This window comes from Acetobacter malorum, from assembly GCF_001580615.1.
In the GTDB taxonomy this organism is placed as follows: domain Bacteria; phylum Pseudomonadota; class Alphaproteobacteria; order Acetobacterales; family Acetobacteraceae; genus Acetobacter; species Acetobacter malorum.
In genome coordinates this window covers 122696-144466 of the sequence record NZ_LHZC01000054.1, presented here as the reverse complement: position 1 = coordinate 144466, position 21771 = coordinate 122696, and the positions used below count along the sequence as shown (strand labels likewise).

General features: G+C 57.7%; 21 protein-coding genes. 11 read left to right on the top strand and 10 right to left on the bottom strand.

Annotated features, from left to right (window positions below; all coding sequences use genetic code 11):
* Positions 1-26 precede the first annotated feature (26 nt).
* Both clpB and AD930_RS12410 read right to left on the bottom strand, forming a co-directional pair.
* Positions 27-2636 carry an ATP-dependent chaperone ClpB gene (clpB, locus tag AD930_RS12415; RefSeq protein WP_061506483.1) on the bottom strand — a complete coding sequence of 870 codons (2610 nt, stop codon included), beginning with the start codon at positions 2634-2636 and terminating at the stop codon, positions 27-29.
* A gap of 216 nt (positions 2637-2852) precedes the next feature.
* Positions 2853-3461, bottom strand: coding sequence for a superoxide dismutase (locus AD930_RS12410; RefSeq protein WP_043550728.1), 609 nt, complete (start codon positions 3459-3461; stop codon positions 2853-2855).
* Between the two features lie 298 nt (positions 3462-3759).
* Between AD930_RS12410 and AD930_RS12405 the strand changes: the two genes are divergently transcribed.
* Complete coding sequence (locus tag AD930_RS12405; protein ID WP_061506482.1) at positions 3760-4566, top strand: squalene/phytoene synthase family protein; 807 nt, start codon at positions 3760-3762, stop codon at positions 4564-4566.
* On the opposite strand, the gene AD930_RS12400 is transcribed toward AD930_RS12405, so the two are convergent.
* Complete coding sequence (locus AD930_RS12400; protein ID WP_061506481.1) at positions 4539-4865, bottom strand: helix-hairpin-helix domain-containing protein; 327 nt, start codon at positions 4863-4865, stop codon at positions 4539-4541. The two genes, AD930_RS12405 and AD930_RS12400, sit on opposite strands and share 28 nt — an antisense overlap.
* The gene (locus AD930_RS12395; protein WP_244150579.1) at positions 4858-5751 is read right to left on the bottom strand and encodes an NAD(P)-dependent oxidoreductase; all 894 of its coding nucleotides are present in this window, start codon (positions 5749-5751) and stop codon (positions 4858-4860) included. The genes AD930_RS12400 and AD930_RS12395 overlap by 8 nt, the downstream gene beginning before the upstream one ends.
* Positions 5752-5992: 241 nt before the next feature.
* Here AD930_RS12395 and msrP point away from each other — a divergent pair, with 241 nt between their 5' ends.
* Positions 5993-6946, top strand: a complete 954-nt coding sequence (msrP, locus tag AD930_RS12390; RefSeq protein ID WP_061506479.1) for a protein-methionine-sulfoxide reductase catalytic subunit MsrP — start codon at positions 5993-5995, stop codon at positions 6944-6946.
* Positions 6947-6950: 4 nt separating this feature from the next.
* On the top strand, positions 6951-7571 hold the full coding sequence (locus AD930_RS12385; protein WP_061506478.1) for a protein-methionine-sulfoxide reductase heme-binding subunit MsrQ: 621 nt from the start codon (positions 6951-6953) through the stop codon (positions 7569-7571).
* A gap of 126 nt (positions 7572-7697) precedes the next feature.
* Here the strand turns inward: AD930_RS12385 and AD930_RS12380 are convergent, their stop codons facing one another.
* On the bottom strand, positions 7698-9179 hold the full coding sequence (locus tag AD930_RS12380) for a SulP family inorganic anion transporter (RefSeq protein ID WP_061506570.1): 1482 nt from the start codon (positions 9177-9179) through the stop codon (positions 7698-7700).
* A gap of 234 nt (positions 9180-9413) precedes the next feature.
* Between AD930_RS12380 and lpxB the strand changes: the two genes are divergently transcribed.
* From lpxB to AD930_RS12360, 5 genes are all read left to right on the top strand, one after another.
* A complete protein-coding gene (gene lpxB, locus AD930_RS12375) occupies positions 9414-10607 on the top strand; it encodes a lipid-A-disaccharide synthase (protein ID WP_061506569.1) in 1194 nt (397 codons plus the stop codon).
* A 177-nt stretch (positions 10608-10784) separates the two neighbouring features.
* Entirely contained in the window at positions 10785-11063 is a 279-nt protein-coding gene (locus AD930_RS17930) for a type II toxin-antitoxin system HigB family toxin (protein ID WP_208598607.1), read from the top strand.
* Positions 11050-12258, top strand: a complete 1209-nt coding sequence (locus AD930_RS12370; protein ID WP_208598606.1) for an ImmA/IrrE family metallo-endopeptidase — start codon at positions 11050-11052, stop codon at positions 12256-12258. The genes AD930_RS17930 and AD930_RS12370 overlap by 14 nt, the downstream gene beginning before the upstream one ends.
* On the top strand, positions 12258-13418 hold the full coding sequence (locus tag AD930_RS12365; RefSeq protein WP_061506477.1) for a beta family protein: 1161 nt from the start codon (positions 12258-12260) through the stop codon (positions 13416-13418). Before AD930_RS12370 ends, AD930_RS12365 begins: the two co-directional genes overlap by 1 nt.
* Positions 13419-13453: 35 nt before the next feature.
* Positions 13454-13693, top strand: a complete 240-nt coding sequence (locus AD930_RS12360; RefSeq protein WP_061506476.1) for a hypothetical protein — start codon at positions 13454-13456, stop codon at positions 13691-13693.
* A 197-nt stretch (positions 13694-13890) separates the two neighbouring features.
* Here AD930_RS12360 and hisI read toward each other — a convergent pair whose 3' ends face one another.
* The 5 genes from hisI to AD930_RS12335 are packed head-to-tail and all read right to left on the bottom strand — an operon-like array spanning position 13891 to position 18956.
* Positions 13891-14310: a phosphoribosyl-AMP cyclohydrolase gene (hisI, locus tag AD930_RS12355; RefSeq protein ID WP_061506475.1), complete on the bottom strand. Its 420-nt coding sequence runs from the start codon at positions 14308-14310 to the stop codon at positions 13891-13893.
* On the bottom strand, positions 14307-15197 hold the full coding sequence (gene ygfZ / locus AD930_RS12350; protein ID WP_061506474.1) for a CAF17-like 4Fe-4S cluster assembly/insertion protein YgfZ: 891 nt from the start codon (positions 15195-15197) through the stop codon (positions 14307-14309). The genes hisI and ygfZ overlap by 4 nt, the downstream gene beginning before the upstream one ends.
* A gap of 29 nt (positions 15198-15226) precedes the next feature.
* Positions 15227-16999: an asparagine synthase (glutamine-hydrolyzing) gene (gene asnB, locus AD930_RS12345; protein WP_061506473.1), complete on the bottom strand. Its 1773-nt coding sequence runs from the start codon at positions 16997-16999 to the stop codon at positions 15227-15229.
* Positions 16999-18051 carry a glycosyltransferase gene (locus AD930_RS12340; RefSeq protein ID WP_373320472.1) on the bottom strand — a complete coding sequence of 351 codons (1053 nt, stop codon included), beginning with the start codon at positions 18049-18051 and terminating at the stop codon, positions 16999-17001. The genes asnB and AD930_RS12340 overlap by 1 nt, the downstream gene beginning before the upstream one ends.
* Entirely contained in the window at positions 18048-18956 is a 909-nt protein-coding gene (locus tag AD930_RS12335) for a glycosyltransferase family 9 protein (RefSeq protein ID WP_061506472.1), read from the bottom strand. Before AD930_RS12335 ends, AD930_RS12340 begins: the two co-directional genes overlap by 4 nt.
* A 202-nt stretch (positions 18957-19158) precedes the next feature.
* Here AD930_RS12335 and AD930_RS12330 point away from each other — a divergent pair, with 202 nt between their 5' ends.
* From AD930_RS12330 to AD930_RS12320, 3 genes are all read left to right on the top strand, one after another.
* On the top strand, positions 19159-19551 hold the full coding sequence (locus AD930_RS12330) for a hypothetical protein (protein WP_043550557.1): 393 nt from the start codon (positions 19159-19161) through the stop codon (positions 19549-19551).
* 123 nt (positions 19552-19674) lie between these two features.
* Positions 19675-20367, top strand: a complete 693-nt coding sequence (locus tag AD930_RS12325; RefSeq protein ID WP_061502951.1) for a tetratricopeptide repeat protein — start codon at positions 19675-19677, stop codon at positions 20365-20367.
* 6 nt (positions 20368-20373) lie between these two features.
* Positions 20374-21771 (top strand): PQQ-binding-like beta-propeller repeat protein, encoded by a 1398-nt coding sequence (locus tag AD930_RS12320; RefSeq protein ID WP_061502949.1) that lies wholly within the window; start codon positions 20374-20376, stop codon positions 21769-21771.

Here is a 21771-nt window from a genome sequence, read left to right as displayed (position 1 = left end):
TTCCGTTGTGCCTGTTTGCAGGGCGATCAGGCAAGAGCCGCGGCGGCTTCCTGACCGTTGATGAGCAGGCCATCTCCATTGGCGGAAACTTTGACATTCTCGCCATCGTGAATGGTCCCCTGCAGCAGCAGTTCCGCCAGCGGGTTCTGCAGGCTGCGCTGGATAACCCGTTTCAACGGACGGGCACCATACACAGGGTCATAGCCTTCATTCGCCAGCCATGCGTGGGCCAGATCATCCAGAGTGAGGGTGATCTTGCGATCATCCAGCAGGTTCTGCAGGCGACGCATCTGGATATCGACAATCTTGGTCATGTCCGCTTTCTGCAGACGTGAGAACAGGATGATTTCGTCCAGGCGGTTCAGGAATTCCGGACGGAAGTGCTCACGCACCACCTTCATCACCTGTGCCTGCACCATGTCGGTCGATTCACCGTCCGGCTGGTGGGCCAGAACATCGGAGCCGAGGTTGCTGGTCAGCACAATAATGGTGTTGCGGAAGTCCACCGTGCGACCCTGACCATCCGTCAGACGACCATCGTCCAGCACCTGAAGAAGAATGTTGAAGACATCTTCATGCGCTTTTTCAACTTCGTCGAACAGAATGACCTGATAAGGCCGACGCCGCACGGCTTCTGTCAGCACACCGCCTTCTTCATACCCAACGTAACCCGGAGGGGCACCAATCAGACGGGCAACCGCGTGCTTCTCCATGAATTCACTCATGTCGACGCGCAGCAGAGCTTTCTCATCGTCGAACAGGAAGCGGGCCAGAGCCTTGGTCAGCTCGGTCTTACCCACACCCGTCGGGCCGAGGAACAGGAAGGAGCCAATCGGGCGATTGGGGTCCTGCAGTCCGGCACGGGCACGACGCACCGCGTTGGACACGGCTTTAAGAGCGGCTTCCTGACCGACCACGGATTTCCGCAGGTCATCTTCCATCCGCAGCAGTTTGGCGCGTTCGCCTTCCAGCATGCGGTCCACCGGCACACCCGTCCAGCGGGAGACAATGGAGGCGACGTCCTGATCCGTCACGGCTTCCGATACGAGGCCGCTTTTCCCCGCGTCAGACTGAGATTTCTGCGTTTCTTCATCAATCTGCGCCTGCAGGTTGGGAATGACGCCATACATCAGTTCGGACGCTTTGCCGAGGTCACCTTTACGCTGAGCAACTTCAACTTCGGACTTTGCCTGATCCAGCTGTTCCTGAAGCTTCTGGACAGCATTCACGCGGTCTTTTTCCGCATGCCATGCCGCACTCATGGCGTCAGATTTTTCTTCCAGATCGGCCAGTTCCGCTTCCACGGCTTCCAGACGGTCCTTGCTGGCGCTGTCATCTTCCTTGCGCAGGGCTTCACGCTCAATTTTGAGCTGAATGACGCGGCGGTCGAGTTCGTCCAGTTCTTCCGGCTTGCTGTCAATCTGCATGCGCAGGCGGCTGGAGGCCTCGTCAATCAGATCAATGGCTTTATCAGGCAGGAAACGGTCCGTGATGTAACGGTTGGACAGTGTGGCAGCGGAAACGAGTGCGCCATCAGTAATCCGGATGCCGTGATGCAGTTCGTACTTTTCCTTGATCCCGCGCAGGATGGAAATGGTATCTGCTACGGAAGGCTCACCGACAAACACCGGCTGGAAGCGCCGGGCGAGGGCGGCATCCTTCTCAATATATTTGCGGTATTCATCCAGCGTGGTGGCGCCAATGCAGTGCAGGGTGCCGCGTGCCAGTTCCGGCTTAATGAGGTTGGACGCATCCATGGCGCCATCGGTGCGGCCAGCGCCGACCAGCGTGTGCATCTCATCAATAAAGAGAATGACCTGACCTTCGGCGGATTCAATTTCTTTCAGGACAGCTTTCAGGCGCTCTTCAAACTCACCGCGATATTTCGCACCCGCCACCAGCGCGCCCATGTCGAGCGAGAGCAGCTTTTTGTTCTTCAGAGCTTCCGGCACGTCACCATTGACGATGCGCTGAGCCAAACCTTCCACAATGGCGGTCTTACCCACGCCGGGTTCACCAATCAGAACCGGGTTATTTTTGCTCCGGCGGGCGAGAACCTGAATGGCACGACGAATTTCTTCATCACGGCCAATCACGGGGTCCAGCTTGCCTGCCTGAGCAACTTCCGTCACATCGCGGGCATATTTCTTCAAAGCGTCAAAATTGGCTTCAGCGTTTTCGCTGGTCACAGTGCGTCCTTTGCGGATGGTGGCGATGGCTTTGTCCAGAGCGTCGGGCGTGGAACCGTTCTCTTTCAAAGCGCGACCGGCAGGGCTGTCGGAGGCGGCAATGGCCACCAGCAGACGGTCCTGCGCCACAAAGGAATCTCCGGCTTTCTGCGCGCCCTGTTCGGCGGCATCCAGAACACGGACCAGATCCGGTGTGGCAGAAGGCTGACCAGCCCCGCCGCCCTGTACTTTGGGCAGTTTGGCCAGAGCCTGTTCATTAGCAGCTCTTACCGCGTCAGGCGCGCCACCTGCGGCGCGAATAAGGGAGGACGCAGCGCCTTCCTCATCATCCAGCATGGCCTTGAGCAAATGCTCCGGCGTGAGCTGCTGGTTAAAATCCCGAATGGCAATAGTCTGTGCGGCCTGCAAAAAACCGCGAGAGCGTTCTGTAAATTTTGCGATATCCATCGTTTCCCTCTTGTCCCTTCTACTCAGGCGACTGAAGGCCTTGTCTCCATCCCATTATGGCAATGGCGGCATGGTCTTTTCTCGCTAACAAAGATTGGAATATCTGTTGCAACAATCAAGAGGGGGTGATGCAGGGCTGCTATTTTTTGCTGGCAAGCAGGCAAAAAAAACGCCTCCGGTGAGGGAGGCGTTCTTTCCGGACTGAGCTTGGAAAACTCAGGCAGCGTTCAGCTGAGCTTCAGCGAACTCGTAGTTTGCCAGCTTGTCCAGGTAGTTGGTGATGTAGTCCGGACGACGGTTGCGGAAGTCCAGATAGTAAGCGTGTTCCCACACATCCAGACCGAGCAGCACTTTGCCCTGACCTTCAGCCAGCGGGTTGGAGCCGTTGGCGGTTTTGGTCACGGCCAACTTGCCGTCCTGACCCAGAACCAGCCATGCCCAGCCTGAACCGAACTGAGAGGCCGCTGCCTTTTTGAACTGGTCCTTGAAGGCATCAACGCTGCCGAAGTCACCGTTGATTTTTGCAGCCAGCTTGTCCGGAATCGCACCGCCAGCAGAGGAGAGGTTCTGCCAGAACAGGATATGGTTCCAATGCTGACCCGCATTGTTGAACACGGGAGCCTGAGCGCTGTCGCCTTTAACAGCCAGAATGATTTCGTCGAGAGACTTGCCCTGCAGAGCGGGGTTGGCTTCAACAAAATTGTTCAGAGCCGTGACATAAGCCTGATGGTGCTTGTCATGATGCAGTTCAAGCGTTTCCTGGCACATGCCGCGTGCGGCAAGAGCGTTGTAGGAATAGGGAAGGGCTGGCAGTTCAAAAGCCATGACATACTCCATAAAGGTAAAAGCGGGCGACCATGCGCCATGATCCAGAGCTATGGGGCGGCGGCAGATGCGTCAAGGGAGTGGGGTGTGACAATGTTGCTTTCTGTCAGCCCGGTCACACAGTGTTGTCCCTGCCGCCCCGTCTTTGCCGTTAACGTCGCACGCGGGAAAAAGATCCTTCACGCCCCTTTGGGGGAGCCAGATTGTGGGTGTTGCCTGTGCTGGTGCAGGGGGAGCGGCAGATGCCCGGTAGAAGCCGGTGACGGTCCGGATGGGTAAAGGAGCGAAAAGGGGCAGCATGAAAAAAGACGGGCAGGACATGCGGCAGGAAGGCGCTTTGAAGGCGGCCGATCTGGAAGACGCTGTGCGGCGTGCTGACCCGGACCGGGCTTTGTGCGCGCGTTTTCTGCCAGCGTCTGTCCGCCCCGATGTGGAGGTGCTGCTGGCGTTCCATACGGAACTGACCCGTGCGCTTGCCCCCGCCCGCTCTGCGGCAATAGCTGGCCCCATGGCGGGGCTGATCAGGCTCCAGTGGTGGCGGGACGTGCTGGAGGGGGCACGAACGCCGGACCATGAGCTTGCTCCTCCGCTTCTGTTGGCTCTGGAGCGCGGTGTGTTGTGTCGGGAGACGCTGTTACGCATTCTCGCCGCACGAGAGGCGGAGCTGGACCCGCAGCCTGAGGTGAGTGCCTGGCGAAAGATGATGCTGGATGGCGCTGGTGGTTTGCAGCGCGCTGTGGGGGAAGCATTGGGCGTGCGGGATGCGGGTGTGCTTGCCCGGCTGGAAGCCTGTGGCGCGGCCTATGGTGCCGGGGCCATGCTGCGGCACTGGCCCCGTTTGCAACAAAGCGGGCGTTATCTGTTTCCGGGGGATGAAGCCGGACTGCGGGGGGAAGGCAACGCCTTCCTGAGCGCCTGTGATACAGCCTCTCTCCCGTCTTCTGCCCGACTAGCCGCCCTCCCTGCCATTCTGGCTGAGCGCGATCTGAAACGGGGGAGCACGCAGGCCGGTCTGCCCCGAGGGCTGGGAGACCGGCTGGCTGTTATGCACGCAGGATGGAAAGCTACGCGCGTCTTTCAACGTTCTGGTGCGGCAGCCTCATAAACGGGAAAGGTCCCGTTCTGCTGACGCGTTTTGCGATCTGGCGTGAAGCTCCACCAGTTTCGCCCCTCTCCGGTGCGGGCCTGATGGATGGCGGCGGCGAAGACGTCATACACGCACGGGTCATGCCGTTGCCGAGTTTTCTGGCAGAGCGCCAAATACAGAGCATCTGGCTCCTGCTCAGCAAGTTGCTGCACCGTGTGAATACCCAGCACGGCAAAATCCGCCAGCGCCGCCTTGCCGATATTGCGGAGGTCGGCAAGGGAGCGGGCGTTTTGCTGCGGGGCAGAGCCCTCAAGCATCGTTGGCGACGATGTGTTCCATTACGCCAATCAGCGCAGAGTAATCCTCGTTCGCGGCTGCGCGGCGCGTCAGAGAGAGTTGCTGCGTGGTTGCGGCCATGGTGGGCATGGGCACAGCCAGACGTGCCCCGGCATCCAGCAGCAAGCGCATGTCTTTTTGCATCAGGCGGGTGGGGAACTGCGGGGTGAAATCACCATCCTTGGCCGCACGAATTTTGCGTTTGTGGTGCGGGGAAATAACGGCAACCTCGCCCAGCGCATCAAACAGCATGGAACGGTCCAGCCCGGCGGCCAGACCATAAGCAATGGTTTCCGCCACAGCGGCCAGACCTGCGCCCATAACGCCGTTAATCACCAGCTTCAGCCGTGCACCACTACCGGACGGCCCTGCGTGCACGGTGGTTTTGCCAATACAGTCAAAGACAGGCTGGGCGCGGGCAATCAGGGCGTCATCACCGCCCGCCAGCACAACCAGTGCTCCGGCTTCTGCTTCCGGCGTGCTGCCGGAGACGGGGCAGTCAATCACGCTGATGCCTTTTTCTTCCCCGGCTTTCTGCAGGGCATCCGTGGCTTCGGGGGAGACGGAGCTGGTGTTCAGCAAAAGCTGGTTTTCATGCATGCCCGCCAGTGCGCCGCTCTCGCCATACATGGCGGCGGCAAGGGCTTCATCATCCGGCACGCAGACGAGGACGATGTCTGCTTTTTTTGCAACCTCGGCAGCAGAGGGCAGGAAGGGCGTGGAGCCGTCACCGCCTTTGCCGGAGGGCGTGTAGGCAACCAGAGCGTATCCGGCTTTTTTGAGATTGTCCCCCATCCGGCTGGCCATGGCGCCAAAGCCAATAAATCCAATGGTCTGCTGCGTGGTCATTCTGCGAGTCCCTGTCATTTTGCGTGCGGCAACTATGGCAGAAACGACAGAAGTTCTCATGCGGTTTCCTGCATGGTTCCTTTGCACGGAATGCTCAAGACAAAGCCGACGGAGCAAAACCTCCGTGGCGGCTGTTGTTTGAGAGAGGCGGGCGCATAAGAAGACCGCGTAATCAGAATGTTTTCCATATACAGTGGCGGCACTTTTGTTTTCACTGCACTGAGCAGTTCTGCTCACGTAAAAAGGAAGGGGCTTTCCTATGGCTGTGTATCGCTATCCTCGCCCGGCTTCCTCGGACATTACGCCACGACGGCTGTTTTTTTCGCGCCGGGCGTTGCTCGGCACGGCAGCGGGCGGTGTTCTGGCAAGCGGGTTGAAGCCCGGCATGGCGCAGGCTGATGCGCCTGTTGCGGCGTCCGCACGCGGTTGGCCCGCAGCGGAAACACCCACGCCTCGGGATGATGTCACCCATTATAATAATTTTTATGAATTCGGGATGGAGAAGAGCGACCCGGCAGAATTGTCCGGTGGCTTTCATCCCCGCCCGTGGCAGGTGCAGGTGGATGGGCTGGTTGAGCATCCGCAGGTCTGGGATCTGGATGCTCTGAGTGCCCGCTTTGGGCATGAAGACCGGCTGTATCGCATGCGGTGTGTGGAAGCGTGGTCCATGGTCATTCCCTGGCAGGGGTTTGAACTGGGGGCGTTGCTGCGGGCCGCAGGGGTGAAGGCCGGGGCAAAATACGTCGCCTTTACCTCCGTTGTCCGACCTTCTGAAATGCCCGGGCAGCGGGGTGGTCTGTTCTCCCTGCGCTGGCCTTATGTGGAAGGGTTGCGGCTGGACGAAGCCATGCACCCGCTCACCTTGCTGGCGACAGGTGTGTATGGCGAGGCACTGCCCGCGCAGAATGGGGCGCCGATCCGGCTGGTGGTGCCGTGGAAATATGGATTTAAGGGCATCAAATCCATCACGCGTATTACTGTAACCGACAAACAGCCACCGACGAGCTGGAACCAGATGGCCCCGGAGGAATACGGTTTTTACGCCAATGTGAACCCGGATGTGGATCACCCGCGCTGGAGCCAGTCGAGCGAGCAGATTATCGGGGAAGGCAGCCTGTTCAGAACAGCGCGTCGACCAACACGGCTGTTCAATGGCTATGCAGAACAGGTGGCCTCTTTGTATCGCGGTATGGATTTGCGGAAGGATTTTTAGGCGGATGGCACCACCCTCTTCTGGCCGGCGGCGGCGTTCCCGTTTTTCTCCGCTGACGCGGCAGGTTTTTCTGTATCTGTTTTGTCTGATTCCCGCTGTGTCTGACATTGCGCAGGGGATGGCGAACACGCTGGGGCCAAACCCCGTCTCCGTCTGTCTGCATGATTTCGGGCGGTGGGCGTTCCGGTTTTTGCTAATCTCGCTGGCGGTTAGCCCGCTCAGGCGTTTTGCCGGGCTGGACTTCATGGTTTATCGCCGCCCGCTTGGGTTGCTGGCTTTTAGTTATGCGGCGCTGCATGTGGTGTTTTATGTTGGTGTGGCACGGCATTTTGATACGCATGTCTTGTGGAAGGACTTTACCAGCCGTCCGTTCCTGACCTTCGGGGTGCTGACATTCCTGATCTTGCTGGTGCTGGCTGTAACCTCCACCCGGAGGGCGATCATCGCGTTAGGGCGGCGTTGGACGAAGCTGCATAAGCTGGTTTATGTGGCCATGATTCTGGCCTCTGTTCACTACGCCATTGCCTTCAAAACCTGGCACACGGAGCCGTTCATTTACGCGGCGATTGCTGCCGTTTTGCTTTCCTTGCGGCTGGTGCCAAAACCGGGAAAACGAACCGTCTGACTCGTGAACTTTTCAACAGACGATCGATATTTTTTCTGACGAATGCAGAGGAAATTCCCAGATGCAAAAAGCCCCGCCAGACGCTGGTTCTGGCGGGGCTTTTTGCAGAGTGTTTTGAAACGCGGATTAAGCTGCAGGATGCGTCTGTGTGTCCGCCAGAAGGGTGTCATGCCCCAGCGCGTTGAGCAGCTGTGCTGCGCGGGCGTCCGGGTTCATGACCTGCACCGTCTTGCCGCGCCCTTGCAGGCGGGAGACGATTTTCTCCAGCGTATCAGCCGCACTGATGTCCCACAGCCGGGCGTCTTTCAGGTCCAGCACGATGTGGCTGGCGGTATCCTGAAAATCAATGGCGTCAGACAGCAGGCTGGCAGAGGCAAAAAAGATCTGCCCCTGCACATGGTAAGTACGGGTGGTGCCATCGGTGCTCAGCGTGTTGTTCACTTTCAGCAACTTCATGACCTGAAAGGAGAAGAACAGCCCGCTAAGCAGCACACCACAGGCCACCCCGGCGGCCAGATCATGCGTGAGGACCACCACGATAATCGTCACCAGCATGACGGTGGAAGACAGGCGCGGATGCCGCACAAGGTCACGCAGGGACGACCATGAGAACGTGCTGACGGACACCATAATCATAATGGCCACCAGAGCCGCCACCGGTACGCGGGCTACAAACCCGTGGCAGGCCACCAGCAGCAGAAGCAGGAAGGCCCCGGCAGTGAAGGTGGAGAGCCGGCCGCGCCCGCCGTAGCGGAGGTTACCCACGGTCTGGCCGATCATCCCGCAACCTGCCATGCCGCCAAAAAAGCCGACAAACATGTTCGAAATGCCAAGCCCGGTGCATTCCATGCGCTTGTTGCTGTGGGTGTCCGTCATTTCATCCACTACGGTGGCGGTCATGAGGGATTCCAGCAGCCCGACCATGGCCATAGCGAAGGCATAGGGCAGCACGATTTTAAAGGTTTCCACCGTCATGGGCACATGCGGCAGCGTGAGGGACGGCAGGCCGGTGGGCAGCGCGCCCAGATCAGACACCACATGCACCGGCATGGGCACGGCCATGGTCAGCCCGGTGAGCACCAGAATGCAGATGAGCGGGGAGGGGATGACGGTGGTGATGCGCGGCAGCAGATAGACAATGGCCAGCCCCAGAGCGATCAGCGCATAGGTGTGCCATGTGACATGCAGCATCTGCGGAATCTGTGCGGAAAAGATCAGCAGGCCGAGCGCGTTCACAAAGCCTGTCTCTACCTCACGCGAGACAAAGCGCATCATGCTTTGCAGCTTGAGCAGGCCGAACACAATCTGGAACGCACCGGCCAGCAAAGTAGCAAGCAGCAGATAATCAAACCCGTATCCATGCACGAGGTCCGCTGCCACCAGAGCAACCGAGCCAGCCGCCCCGGAAATCATCCCCGGTCGGCCACCGGTAATGGCAATGGCAATGCTGATGACAAAGGAGGCAAACAGCCCCACCGCAGGGGCCACGCCCGCTGCGTAGGAAAAGGCGATGACTTCCGGGATCAGCGCAAAGGTTCCGACCATCCCGGCCAGAACGTTTTTGACCGGATCGTCCGTCCATTCTTTGAGATATTGGCTAACAGTCACGAGACCCCTTTCTGCCATGTCTGGTGTTTTTTCCCTATACAGGAGGGCATAAGATGGACGCGGCTGTAACGAAAAGGTTTTTCTGAGGCTTGTTGCTTCGCTGTGCAGGCATATGGCGCAGGCGAGCAGCCACTATCCGTTGGTGCACCGGGCTTTATGACGTCATAAGCCGATACCGGCCATAAAGTGGACATTGTGCTGCCTCAGGTGGCCCGGTATGCGTGAGGTATGGTTGTGAATGCTCCTTCTTCTGCCGCCCCTCTGATCTGGATTCTGGCTGGTGAGGCCAGTGGTGACGTGCTGGGCGCGCGCCTGATGCACGCTTTGCGCGCCCGGAACCCGGCCATCCGCTTTGCTGGGGTGGGCGGTGTGCGCATGGAAGAGCAGGGTCTGCACAGCCTGTTCCCCATGCGAGATCTGGCCGTAATGGGGCTGGTGGAAGTCCTGCCGCGCCTGCGCTCACTCTCTGCCCGGCTGAATGAGGCTGTGGGGGATATTGAAGCCCGCAGGCCAGACCTTGTGGTGACGATCGACAGCCCCGGCTTCACCCTGCGGTTGCTGAAGCGCATTGCCGGGCTCGGCATCCCGCGTGTGCATTATGTGGCCCCGCAGGTCTGGGCCTGGCGCCAGAAGCGGGTGAAGGAATTCCCCGGCCTGTGGGAAGAACTGCTGTGCCTGTTGCCGTTTGAGGAAGAGTTTTTCAGCAAGCATGGTCTGCTGACCAAATTTGTCGGCCACCCGGTTCTGCAATCTGGTGCCGAGACAGGGGATGCTGCGCGGTTTTATCAGCAGCACGGTCTGAAAGAGGGCGCGCGGGTGTTGATCCTGATGCCCGGCAGCCGTCGTTCAGAAGCGCCGCGCCTGCTGCCCGTCTTCGGGAAGATGCTAGCCCTGTTGCAGCGGGACATGCCGGATGTGGTGCCGGTTATCCCGGTGTCCCCTGTTGTTGCGGCCACGGTGGCGCGCGAGACGGCTCGCTGGCCAGTTCGGCCTGTGATTGTGACGGAGGTGCAGGACAAGCATGATGCGTTTGCCGCAGCAGGGGCTGCTCTGACCAAATCTGGGACGTCAACCTTGGAACTCGCGCTGGCGGGGGTGCCGATGGCGGTGACGTATCGCGTTAACCCGCTCACAGCTTTCATGGCGCGGCGGCTGATCCGCGTTCCGTATGTGGCCATGGTCAATCTGCTGGCCGGGCGGGCTATTGTGCCGGAGCTGTTGCAGGAACAGTGCCGCCCCTCCGTTCTGGCCAGTGCCGTGCGGGCGTTGTTTGAAAACCCAAAGCTGGCGAATGGGCAGAAGGATGCCTTTAAAACCGTTCTGCATGGTTTGCAGGGGCCGGGGGGGAAGCTGCCAGCTGATGCGGCGGCGGACGCTGTGCTTGAGTTACTGGCGGGCGGGAAAGAAGGCAGATTGGAAAATATCTAAAGCAGGGAGAGCATTTAGAATTAAGACATTTTAGGTGTTGTTAATGACTATTTAGTCAATTCGCTTACCCGGCGCTTTTAAAATTACAATGAGAAGGGTAAGGGTAAAGCTCCCAATTTGGGAGGTTTACATAGGTTATAATTTATATATTATATTCCCATATTGGGAGGAATATCGGTGCGGTTGATTGGTCGGACAAAATTAGTACCGTTGGCCGTTTCTGATAGTGAAACAGGCAAATGGATCGCCAACTGGGTAAAAGAGCTCGAATACGCACAGTGGAAACATCCATCTGAGGTCTCGAGCCAATTTCCGCGTTCTTATCGTAACAGCGATACCCGTTTCGTATTTCCCCTACTGCATCGCCCAACTGGAGTAGAGGTCTTGATCGCTTTTCCTCAAGGAACAGCCCTTATAACGGCAATAAAATCTCTTGAAACCAATGATGGACGCTAAAATAATTCGCACTGAAGATCAGTATCACGCTTATCTTAAAGAGGTGGGCGATCTAATCGTGCGCAGTGATGCATTAACGAGAGACGAACAAAACCGCATGGAGGTTTTGACCGTCTTAATCGAGTCCTATGAAAATGGAAAATGCCCAGTAGAGCCGACTGATCCGATTGATGCAATTCTTTTCCGGATGGAAGAAAGAGGTCTCAAGCGAGCAGATTTAATTCCATATTTTGGAACCAGCAGCAGAGTGTCCGAGGTGTTAAATCGCAAAAGGCCTTTGACTGTTCAAATGATTCGTGCCCTTTCGCTTGGGTTGGGTATTTCGGCTGAAACACTTGTTGGCTTAAACGAAGCTTCTCCAGTAAAAAAAGAAATAGATTGGTCGAAGTTTCCGATAAAAGAAATGGTCAGCCGAGGGTGGATCGAACGTCTTACACATAAAGGTGTTGGATTAGCTGAGAACGTAATCAAAAACTATATCGCCACCTCAGGCCTGCAAATTGGGTCGGCATCTTTTCGCCGTACGTTAGCAGGAGACGCTACATCCCCGACGACGATGTACGCTTTATATGCGTGGCTTGCGCGCGTTATACAGAAAGCTCGAATATCGAAGGCGGCCTTAAACGCTTTTGATCCTGATAAGATTAATTCAGGGTTTTTGCGAGAGTTGGCCCAGCTTAGTTGGTCAGAACGCGGCCCCTTGTTAGCGGTGGAGTATCTTCAGAAACATGGAATTGCGGTGGTTTTTGAAGGGCATTTAAAAGGGACGCAAGTCGACGGGGCGGCCCTCAGAGATGTGGACGGCACTCCAATAATAGCTCTTACACTACGATATGATAGATTGGATAATTTTTGGTTTACGTTGCTTCATGAAGTTGCCCATGTTTGGAAGCATCTTGAGGGAGATACAGAAGCTTTCATTGATGATTTGAATATTTCATCTGAAGATAGGCGTGAGGCAGAAGCGAATAGGCTTGCTGGAGAAGCTTTTATTCCACGTCTTATATGGCGACGAAGCGAAGCTTATGTTTCTCCAAGCAAAGATAATATTAATAATCTTGCGCGAGATTTGAAAATACATCCAGCCGTAGTGGCGGGGAGGTTAAGAAAAGATACTGGAAATTTCTCTATATTTAGCGATATGCTTGGGAATGGGGAAGTGAAGAGAATTCTTGTGTCGGAGGAGGTCGTATAATGTCAGGTGCTCACGTTTCTATACTTAAAGCTAATGAAAACGAACTTAAGGCCATTCAGCATTTAGATGAAAATATTTCTGAGAAATTAAATATTCTTTTTGAGGTTGACCCTCCCTCAGAAAGGTCCGTTGATTGCAAGTATATGAAGGAGAGTGAAACTCCCATCATGACTTATTTAGATCGGAAAATTACTGGTGTATGCAAGAGTTGGCCTAAGAAGCCTGTAATGATAGATGGTTTCAAGTGGCCTCATGATGCGCGAGTTGAAAGTGGCGAGCATGTAATTCCTTATATGGTTTCGTGCTTGGCAAAAATGGGAAATTTGGTCATTCCTGTGATCGGTTATGACCGATTAGAAAGTATTGAATATAAACTTGCTTTAAAAACTATTCCAGAATCTCATATATATGGTTGGTGCTTACGTTTGGACGGCACTGCGATACATGAAGATTCAGCTGAACCAGATTTTTTTCTGGATAATATTCAAAATATCCTTGACGAACTGAATATAGATCCGCGCGAATGCCATGTTCTTTTAGATTTTGCTGATCTCTCAGTTGCTACAACTTCCGTTTCAGATATTTTTGAAAAATCTTGCCGTGTAATACGGCTTCTTGCGGGTTTTTGTTTTAAATATTACGCAGTTTGTGGTTGCTCTTTGCCATCTTCGATTGACAAAGCTGTGACCCAAAAAGATACGACAGGCTCAGTTCTTCGCAAAGAAATGCTAGTTTACCAAATGCTGCGGTCCGAATTTCCCGCTGATATTATTAAAAGCGGAGATTATGGAGTGCGTGGCCCGACGTCAACGGAGCATCCAAGTAGGCATACGAATGGAAAAATTCGATATACTACGGAATTACATTTTTTTATTGTACGGGGTCATTCAGTTCAGATAGACGGCGGAACATTCATCCAGATGCATGATCTTTCGGAAAATCTTCTTGGGTCAGAATACTTCTTGGGAGAGAATTTTAGCTGGGGAGATAAGAATATCGCATCCTGTGGAAAGCGAGAAAAAATTAAAGGGAGAACAAAAACAGGAAATGCTGGGACTTGGATTGGATTCGATACTAATCATCATCTAACTTTTGTCATTCAGGAAATCGAAGAGTTTGAGCGTAAGATTAAGGTGCGTGAATTGGTTAAAACCCTTTAATGTTTTTTCTGTAGTGACTAAAGGTATCTCAAAAAATGACAAATATTATTTATCTTGGCCCTAATGAAAATTTTCCACTGGACCACCATGTTGTTGTGGTAATTCATAAAAACGAAAAAGGCGTGGAAAAAGGATATTTCTACGATAGCAATGGAAAAGATTTTGGTGGTTCCGGGCCTTTTGATTGGGTTATGGACGAGGCTATTGAGCGGAGTAAAAAATATGCCACAGTGAAAGGAATTTCAACTGTTGTAGTCCGTGCAAAACAAGAATGAACATTAAATTGTTATTTTTGATAACATATGGAGATATTTTTTAAAATAAGAAACATTAAGTAACGCGGCAGGTGTAGTTTATTTATTAAATTAATATATTTTCAATTATAATAAAAATCATTGGTAATTCCGTTATTTTGTAAAAAGATGTATTCTTTGTGGGGAGCTTGGGAAGATCTCCCCACAAGAACGCCTGTTCAGGCCTTTTTGCCATATAAAGCGTTCGGGTCGATTTCTGGTTTGGTCAGTTCCACCAGCCCTTCCGGGCCGAAGGCGCGATAGAAGCAGCTGCGGCGGCCCGTGTGGCAGGCTACGCCAATCTGGTTGACCAGCAGCAGCACGGCATCGGCGTCACAATCCAGACGCGCTTCAATCAGATGCTGAATTTGGCCGGAGGTTTCGCCTTTGCGCCACAGCTTCTGGCGACTGCGGGAAAAGTAGCAAACCCGACCGGTCTCCAGCGTTTCCTGCAGGGCCTCGCGCGTCATCCACGCAATCATCAGGACTTCGCCCGTGTCATGCTGCTGGGCAATGGCGGCAATCAGGCCGGAGGCGTCAAATTTGAGGACGTCCAGCATGCTGGAGAGGGCGGCGGGGGTTGGAGCCTGATAGGTCATGAGGATGCAGATGAGTCCGGGTTGGGTGTGGAAGAGGGGGGCTGAGGCGGCGTAAGGGCCGCGGTCAGCCAGACGGGTGGGCGGGGCACAACATGATGGCCGCCGCAGTCGAGTGTTTGTGCCGTCGCTGCGCTGGTTTTGAGCAAGGCAAGGCCGACATGATCCTGTGAGGAACAGAGTGTGCCAACCTCTGCCCCGTCCGCCAGAACGGGAGTGCCGGGGGCGGGGAGCGGGCCGGTGCAGGCAACGGGCACCATCCGGCGTTTGACCAGAGTGCGGTAATGCATCCGGGCCGTGACTTCCTGCCCCATAAAGCAGCCCTTGCTCCATGAGACGCCGCCAAGCAGATCCATATTGGCTTCTGCGGCCAGCGTGCGGCCGATTTCACAATCCTGCACGCCATCGGGCAGACCGAGAACCAGCCGGTGCAGGTTGTAGTCCTGCGGGGTGTCAGTGGGCTGGGTGCCTTCCGGTACATCAAGCAGACGCCACCCGGCGGCAGGCAGGCGCGGGTCTGCAAAGCTGATGGTATTTTCCATCAGCGCTGCATCTGGCATCTCGCCCCATGCAACCATAACGCGCATGCCGGTGGCTGCCATCTGCACATCGGCCCGCAGGCGGAAGCGGAGCAGCTGTTTGCACAGGCCCTCGGCCTGCTCAATGGCGCAGTCCAGCAGCAGGCAGGTGTCATCCGGGTCTGCCACCAGAAAGAAATCGGCCTGCCAGCGGCCTTGCGGGGTGAGGCAGGCGGACCATGTGGCCTGTCCGGGTTCAAGGGCGGCGACATCTGCCGTCACGAGCCCTTGCAGGAACTTCACGCGGTCCGCGCCTGAGAGTTTGAGGACGGTCCGGTTTTCCAGCAGGGCACTATGGGAAGGGGTAGGCATGACAGGTGCTCCCGATGATGGTGCAGACCTCAAGAGGACTGGTTGAGTGTTTCAAAAACGTCACCCGTCGGGGCCAGCCCGCGGATATGTGTCCGGTGCCATAAGGCATAGAACAGTAACGTCCAGGCAGCAGGACCGGTTTTACGGGCCGCCGCAGCCTGAAAGAGTGCGCGTACCCGCTCGGGTTTGGCAATTTCCTGAATGCAATCCTGTTGCGCAACCAGTTGGCCCAGTCGCGCGCCGTCTTGCGCAATCCATGCGCCAATCGGCACCGTAAAGCCCTGTTTGGGGGCAAAGGGGCGGGCTGCCGGGCAATGTTGCTCCAGCCAGCGGCGCAGCAACCATTTGCCCTTGTCTCCACGCACGCGCAGCGTGTCCGGCAGGCGCCATGCCAGATCCGCCACGATTGGGTCCAGCAGGGGCGTGCGCCCTTCCAGCCCATGCGCCATCAGGCAGCGGTCCAGCTTGAGCAACAGATCATTGGGCAGCCATTCGGCAATATCAACAGCCTGTGCAGTGGAAAGGCGGGTGGGCGCGTGCGGTGCGGCCATTTCGGCGGCCATAATGCCATCGCGCCAGCGGGTCGGGCGGTTGCGGAGGATGTCGAGACTGTCAAACATGCCGTGCCGCCACATGCGGCGGCCACCCTGCCACCACGGGCGCACGGCAGAACGATACCGGCCATAGCCTGCAAAAAGTTCGTCGCCGCCCTCACCGGAGAGGATTACGCGGACATCCTTTGTGGCCTCCTGCGCCAGAAACCATGTGGGGATAATGGCGTAATCGGCTGCCGGGTCATCCATGCAGGCCACAATGGCGGGCAGGTGCTGCCAGACCTTGTTGGCGGTAATCCGCACGGTCTGGTGCTCGGCCTGTGCACCACGGGCGAGGGCTGCTGCGGCTTCGGCTTCATTCGCGGCGTTGGGGGCATCAAAAACAGCTGTCCAGGTGCGTAGCTTTTCAGGACGCGGCAGGCGGCTCATGGCCGTCAGCAGGCTGGCGCTGTCGATGCCGCCAGACAGAAACAGGCCGAACGGCACGTCAGCGCGTTCATGCGCCTGCACGCTGTTCATCAGCGCCTCATCCAGTTGCGCCAGCGCGGTTTCTTCTGTCAGGGGCGGCTGGGTTTTGGGTGGAGAGGGCAGGGGCGACAGGCGCTGGCGGTCCAGAATACGGCCCTGCACAATGCGCACGGTCTCACCGGGCAGCACGCGGGAAATGCCTTTGAAAATGCTCTCCCGCCCGGTGGTGAACTGAAGTTGCAGCAGTTCATCCCGCGCTATGGGCGAAGCTGTGCGGGGCGCAAGGTTGGCTGCCAGCAGCACGGCGGGTTCCGATGCAAAGGCGACGCCGCCGTCAAACTCCGTGAAATAGAGCGGCTTTATGCCAAACGGGTCACGGGAGAGCAGCAGCTCATCCTGTGCGCTGTCATACAACGCAATGGCATACATACCGCGCAGGTGGCGGGGGAAGTCCGCGCCGTGGCGCTCCCACAACCGGAGGGGGGATTCGCAATCACTGCCGGTCGTAAAGTGTTCAGGGCCAATCTGAGCACGAATGTCCGGATCATTATAAATCTCGCCATTGGCGATCAGCGTGCCGGAGCCAGCCGAGAGCGGCTGGTCTCCCCCCGCAATATCAATAATGGACAGGCGGGTATGGATCAGATCAGCGTGCGGAAAGCGGGCAAAATGCGCGCCATCCGGGCCGCGATGCTGCAAGGCGGCGGCCATGCGGTCCAGCACATCCTGCCCGCAGGGCTGTGTGCCGCGTGTGTAAACCAGACCGCCAATGCCGCACATCAGGCGTTCTCCACGGTAGAGAGAAAGTCTGACCACGCTTTCAGCACAGGTGCGGTTGCAAACGTCTGCTCATAATCCGCCCGGCCTGCGGCTGCGAGTTTGCTGGCCCGCACCGGATCTTCCAGCACGGCGGCAAGCTGGCGGGCGAGGGTGCGGTCATCTTCCACAGGGGCCAGCAGGCCGTTTTCTCCGGAGCGAATCAGTTCCGTCGGCCCCTGAGACGCCGCTGCGACCACCGGCTTTTGGGCCGAGAAACCTTCAATCACCACATTGCCCAGCGGTTCATGACGGGAGGGGCAGACGAGTGCTGTGCAGGCGCGAATCAGGCCGCCCGGTTGCGTGGCCCAGCCGGGCATCAGCACGCGGTCTGCCACACCTTCCTTACGGGCAAGGTCTTCCAGCGCGGCGCGTTCCGGCCCTTCACCCGCAATGACGAGCCAGACGCCCGGCAAATGCGCCATTGCGCGGATGAGCACATCAAACGCCTTGTTGGTGTGCAGGCGGCCTAATGCCAGCAGGAAGGGCGCGCCGGGGGGCAGGCCTGCAGGCCGGACCGGCGCGGTATGGGCCAGTTCCGTCGCAAAATTGGGGAGGTAATGCACACGGTCCTGCGGCCAGCCCTGTTCCCGCATCCAGCGCACAAGCCCGTGCGTGTTGCCGATAAGGTGTGAGCAGCGGCGGTAATAGGAGAGGTCATAAAACCCGCCAAGGCGGCCCGCCAGAATCCAGTCGCCTTGCGGCGTGAAGCGGGCAGCGCGGTTCATCCACGCGACGGTGACGCGCGGGGCAAACTGTTTGAGCTGTGTGCGGAGCTGCGGGCGTGTGCGCCAGTCTGTCAGGCCGCCAAATTTGAGTTCACAGGGTTTGACGCCGCCAGCCTGAAGCCGGGCGGCGCGCGCAGCGTCTCTCCGGATAACGGGCAGAACGGAAAGGCCGGACGCGGCTTGGGCGATGCAAAGCCGCTCAAAAAACAATTCCGCGCCGCCAGTGGGTGCGCCAGCCATGACGTGCGCAACGCGAAGTGGGGCGGCGGAGGGGGAATGCGCAGTCATGATTGGGTCTCCGCCAGCAGGGTGGACGCGGCCTGAACAACAACAGCCAGAGATAGTCCGGCAATAGGTGCTTCCCCCTCCGGACCGGGGGCCGCGACCCATGTGGCACAGCGACCGGAGGGGGCATATTCCGAGGCACGAGAGGGGCCAAATAGCCCAAGAGTCGGCGTGCCCGCAGCGGCGGCCAGATGCATGAGGCCGGAATCGTTCCCGATAAACAGACTGCACCGGGCCAGCATGGCAGCAACCTGCGTCAGAGAGAAGCGGCCTCCGGCATCAATGGCGTTTGGCAAAGCTTGCAGCACGGGTAAAGCGAGGGCGCGTTCCTGCTCTCCGGGGCCGTAAAAAATGGCCGGGCGCGCCGTGGGGAACTGGCGAGACAGTTCAGCCCAAAGCGGCAGGTAGCGGTCTGTGGGCCAGATTTTTCCGGTCCAGTTGGCCGTGGGGCCAAGGGCGATGATCGGCCCGGCATCCGAGGGAATGACCTGGCTGGCGAGCGTCTTGTCTGCCTCAGAGAGCCAAACGGTGGGCATCGGGGGCGGGGAGAGGCGGAGAAGCTGGCCAAGATGGCTCAGCCGCAGGCCGGGGCGTCGGCCCCCGCGCATAATCAGCCGTTTGCGGGTGCGCAGGAAAAATGTGGTGGCCGAGCCGCGCAGATCAATCGCCAGATCCCACTTCTGCCCGACGCAGGCTTTCCACAGATCCAGCCAGTGCCGGTCATGCGTGCGTTTGGTCATGACGATCACGCGTTCGAGTCCGGGCAGGTTCTGAAATAATCCGGCCGCCACTGGCCCGCAGGCAATGGTGAAGCGCGCATTCGGATAAGTACGGATGAGGTGGGCCAGAAGGCCGGTCGAGAGCACGGCATCGCCAAGGCGTGTGGCCGTGATGAAGAGAATGCGCATTGGAGGGATTCTATACGGGCCTCGTCCTGTTTTTCCAAGTGTCAGAAGGAGATAGCCTGCGCTCTGCCGTATTCTGGCCCACAAGCAGGCGCACACAGGCTGGGGATGGACATTTGCACGGCCTGTGTCATGAACCGCAGGCATTCCGACATCCGCCCGAAGGTTCGGGCAGGACACGTCGTGCAGGACAGGGAAATTGGGAATGAGGAAAGGTTTTTTTCTGGTTTTGGGTGGTCTGCTGGCTGGCGCTGCCATGGCAGACTCCGGGGCCGCTCAGGCAGCAACCGGCGCATGGGGCGCGCCCGCATGTGGGGCGGAACCCACGGCACCGTCTGTCGATGTGTCATCCGTTGAGCATTACAATGCCAGCGTGGACAAGGTGACGGCGTATGAAAAAGCCGCCCGGGCTTACAATACCTGCGTGGCGCGCACGGCCAATAAGGAAGAGACGGCCATCAGTAATGAAGCGCGTGAAAAAATCGCGCATATTCATGAAGGCAGCGCTGTGGTGCAGAAGCGGATTGCCGGGAATTTTGTGCATCTGACGGCTTCCCTGAAAGCGGCCAGCGCAAAATTCGGCGGTGGAGCGCACTAAAGCACTCCCTTCTAGCGCGTATGATAAGGGGTGTCTTTCTCGCAGGTGACTTGTATGATGTGTGTGCATAGGGCAGAAGTGCCGATTACACACGCATCATAGTCAGAACGGGACCAGCCAGACGTGGCAGAAGATGTTTTCAAGGAAGTTGATGACGAATTGAAGGCTGAACGCCTGCGTCAGACTGCTCGCCGTTATGCCGGATTGGGACTGGGGGTTATTGCCGCCGTCGTAATTGGGGCAGGCGCGTGGTCCTGGCACCTGTCCAGCCTGAAGTCTGCCTCTCTTGCGGCAACCGGGTCTTATCTGACGGCCCTGCGTGAGACAGATCACCTTCCGCCTGCTCCCGCAACACCAACCCCGCTGGGGGAAACCGCCCAGACCGGGCTGGCTGCCCTGCAGAAGCTTGTGGCTACCGGACCGAAAGGCGTTGCAACGCTCGCACGCTTGCAGGAAGGCGGCGTGCAGGCTGCGCATGGTGATGTGAAAGCAGCGCTCGCCGCATGGGATGCCGTGCAGACGGACCAGAGTGCTGACCCGGTTCTGCGGGAGTTAGCGACTCTCCTGTGGTGCCAGAAGCAGCTTGATGCGGGAGACCCGGCAACGCTGCGGTCCCGCCTTTCCCTGCTGACCGGGAGCGGTAAGGCATGGAATGGTCTGGCGACAGAAGCTCTGGCGACGCTGGATATTCGTGAAGGGCATCTGGATGACGCCCGCAAGAAATTTGCCGTGCTCGCCGCGGCGCAGGACGTTCCTTCGGGCGTGCGGAACAGGGCTCAGGCGCTGTCCCAGGCTCTTGATCCGTCGGCAGGGTAAGGCACCATGAGTAACAAAACACGTTCCGGTTTTTTTGGTCGTCCGTCTGTAGCGCGCAGAAAACTGTTGGCAGGGGCTGCCATGATGCCCGTGCTGGCAGGGTGCAGCCTGTTTGATGAAGATGAAAAACCCATTCTGGCGGGTCACCGCACGAATGTGCTGTCTTCCGGTGCGGGCCTGATGGTTGATAAGGAAGACCATACGGCCATTACCCTGCCGGAAGCGATTTCGGTTTCAGACTGGCCCATGGTGGGCCGCGTGACGTCGCACGTTGGTAGCAACTACCGCTGGGGCGGCCTGCATCCGCGCTGGACGAAAGATATCGGCGCGGGCATTTCCGAGCCTGACCTGCTGGCATGGGCGGCTCTGGGCGATTTCGGGCGCGGGCTGATCCAGTCTCCGCCGGTGGTGCATAACGGGCGTCTGTTCATCATGGATGCGCGCTGCGTGGTGCGGGCCTTTAGCTGGCCGCATATGTCCCATTTGTGGACCATCAACCCCAAACCGAAAAAGCTCCAGTCCAGCAATGTTGGCGGCGGCATCGGTGTGGATGGCGACACGGTCTATATTGTTGACGGTATCTCGCAGGCGCTGGCTGTGAATGCCGCGACAGGCAAGGTGAAGTGGCGTTCCGACTTCGGCACGCCCGGCCGCTCTGCACCGACCATTGCAGATGGCCGCGTGTTCTTTGCCACCATTGATGAGCGCCTGTTTGCGCTGGATGCCGCAACCGGCAACCAGCTGTGGTCATACACGGCAACCGCGGCAGATACGACCGTGTTCGGTCAGCCGGCTCCGGCTGTGGTCAATGGTGTTGTGGTCGCTGGCTTTGGCGGGGGCGACCTTGTGGCCTTCCGCGCAGAGAGTGGCGAGATTGTCTGGAGCGATATGCTCGGCAACGTCGGCAGTCAGGCCAGCACGCTGAATCTGACCTGTGTGCGTGGGCTGCCGGTGGTGGTGGACAGCACGGTTTACGCTGTCAGCATGGCGCAGGTTCTGGCTGCGGTGGATATCCGTACGGGCCGCCGCCTGTGGGAGCGTGCCGTTGGGAGCCAGAACAGCCTGCTGTGCGTGGGTGACTGGCTCTATGTGCTGTCTCAGGATGATCAGCTGGCCTGTATCGACCGCCTCTCTGGCCATGTGCGCTGGATTACGCAGCTCCGCCGGTTTGAGCGCGTTGATGTCAGCAAAAATATTGTGACATGGATTGGTCCGGTCATGGCGGGTGGCCAGCTTGTGTGCGTCAGCACCATGCCGGGCAATGGTATTGCCCGCGTCAACCCGACAACCGGCGCTATCATCTCCGTGGATTCCACGGATCAGGTTTCTTTTGTTCCCCCAATTGTTGTTGATGAGCAGTTGCTGATTGTCACCAACGACGGAAAGCTTCGCTCTTATGGCTGA

Coding starts and splice junctions, on each gene's coding strand:
- clpB (WP_061506483.1), bottom strand. CDS start 2,636: ATGGATATCGCAAAATTTACAGAACGCTCTCGCGGTTTTTTGCAGGCC.
- AD930_RS12410 (WP_043550728.1), bottom strand. CDS start 3,461: ATGGCTTTTGAACTGCCAGCCCTTCCCTATTCCTACAACGCTCTTGCC.
- AD930_RS12405 (WP_061506482.1), top strand. CDS start 3,760: ATGAAAAAAGACGGGCAGGACATGCGGCAGGAAGGCGCTTTGAAGGCG.
- AD930_RS12400 (WP_061506481.1), bottom strand. CDS start 4,865: ATGCTTGAGGGCTCTGCCCCGCAGCAAAACGCCCGCTCCCTTGCCGAC.
- AD930_RS12395 (WP_244150579.1), bottom strand. CDS start 5,751: ATGACAGGGACTCGCAGAATGACCACGCAGCAGACCATTGGATTTATT.
- msrP (WP_061506479.1), top strand. CDS start 5,993: ATGGCTGTGTATCGCTATCCTCGCCCGGCTTCCTCGGACATTACGCCA.
- AD930_RS12385 (WP_061506478.1), top strand. CDS start 6,951: ATGGCACCACCCTCTTCTGGCCGGCGGCGGCGTTCCCGTTTTTCTCCG.
- AD930_RS12370 (WP_208598606.1), top strand. CDS start 11,050: ATGATGGACGCTAAAATAATTCGCACTGAAGATCAGTATCACGCTTAT.
- AD930_RS12365 (WP_061506477.1), top strand. CDS start 12,258: ATGTCAGGTGCTCACGTTTCTATACTTAAAGCTAATGAAAACGAACTT.
- AD930_RS12360 (WP_061506476.1), top strand. CDS start 13,454: ATGACAAATATTATTTATCTTGGCCCTAATGAAAATTTTCCACTGGAC.
- hisI (WP_061506475.1), bottom strand. CDS start 14,310: ATGACCTATCAGGCTCCAACCCCCGCCGCCCTCTCCAGCATGCTGGAC.
- ygfZ (WP_061506474.1), bottom strand. CDS start 15,197: ATGCCTACCCCTTCCCATAGTGCCCTGCTGGAAAACCGGACCGTCCTC.
- asnB (WP_061506473.1), bottom strand. CDS start 16,999: ATGTGCGGCATTGGCGGTCTGGTTTACACACGCGGCACACAGCCCTGC.
- AD930_RS12340 (WP_373320472.1), bottom strand. CDS start 18,051: ATGACTGCGCATTCCCCCTCCGCCGCCCCACTTCGCGTTGCGCACGTC.
- AD930_RS12335 (WP_061506472.1), bottom strand. CDS start 18,956: ATGCGCATTCTCTTCATCACGGCCACACGCCTTGGCGATGCCGTGCTC.
- AD930_RS12330 (WP_043550557.1), top strand. CDS start 19,159: ATGAGGAAAGGTTTTTTTCTGGTTTTGGGTGGTCTGCTGGCTGGCGCT.
- AD930_RS12320 (WP_061502949.1), top strand. CDS start 20,374: ATGAGTAACAAAACACGTTCCGGTTTTTTTGGTCGTCCGTCTGTAGCG.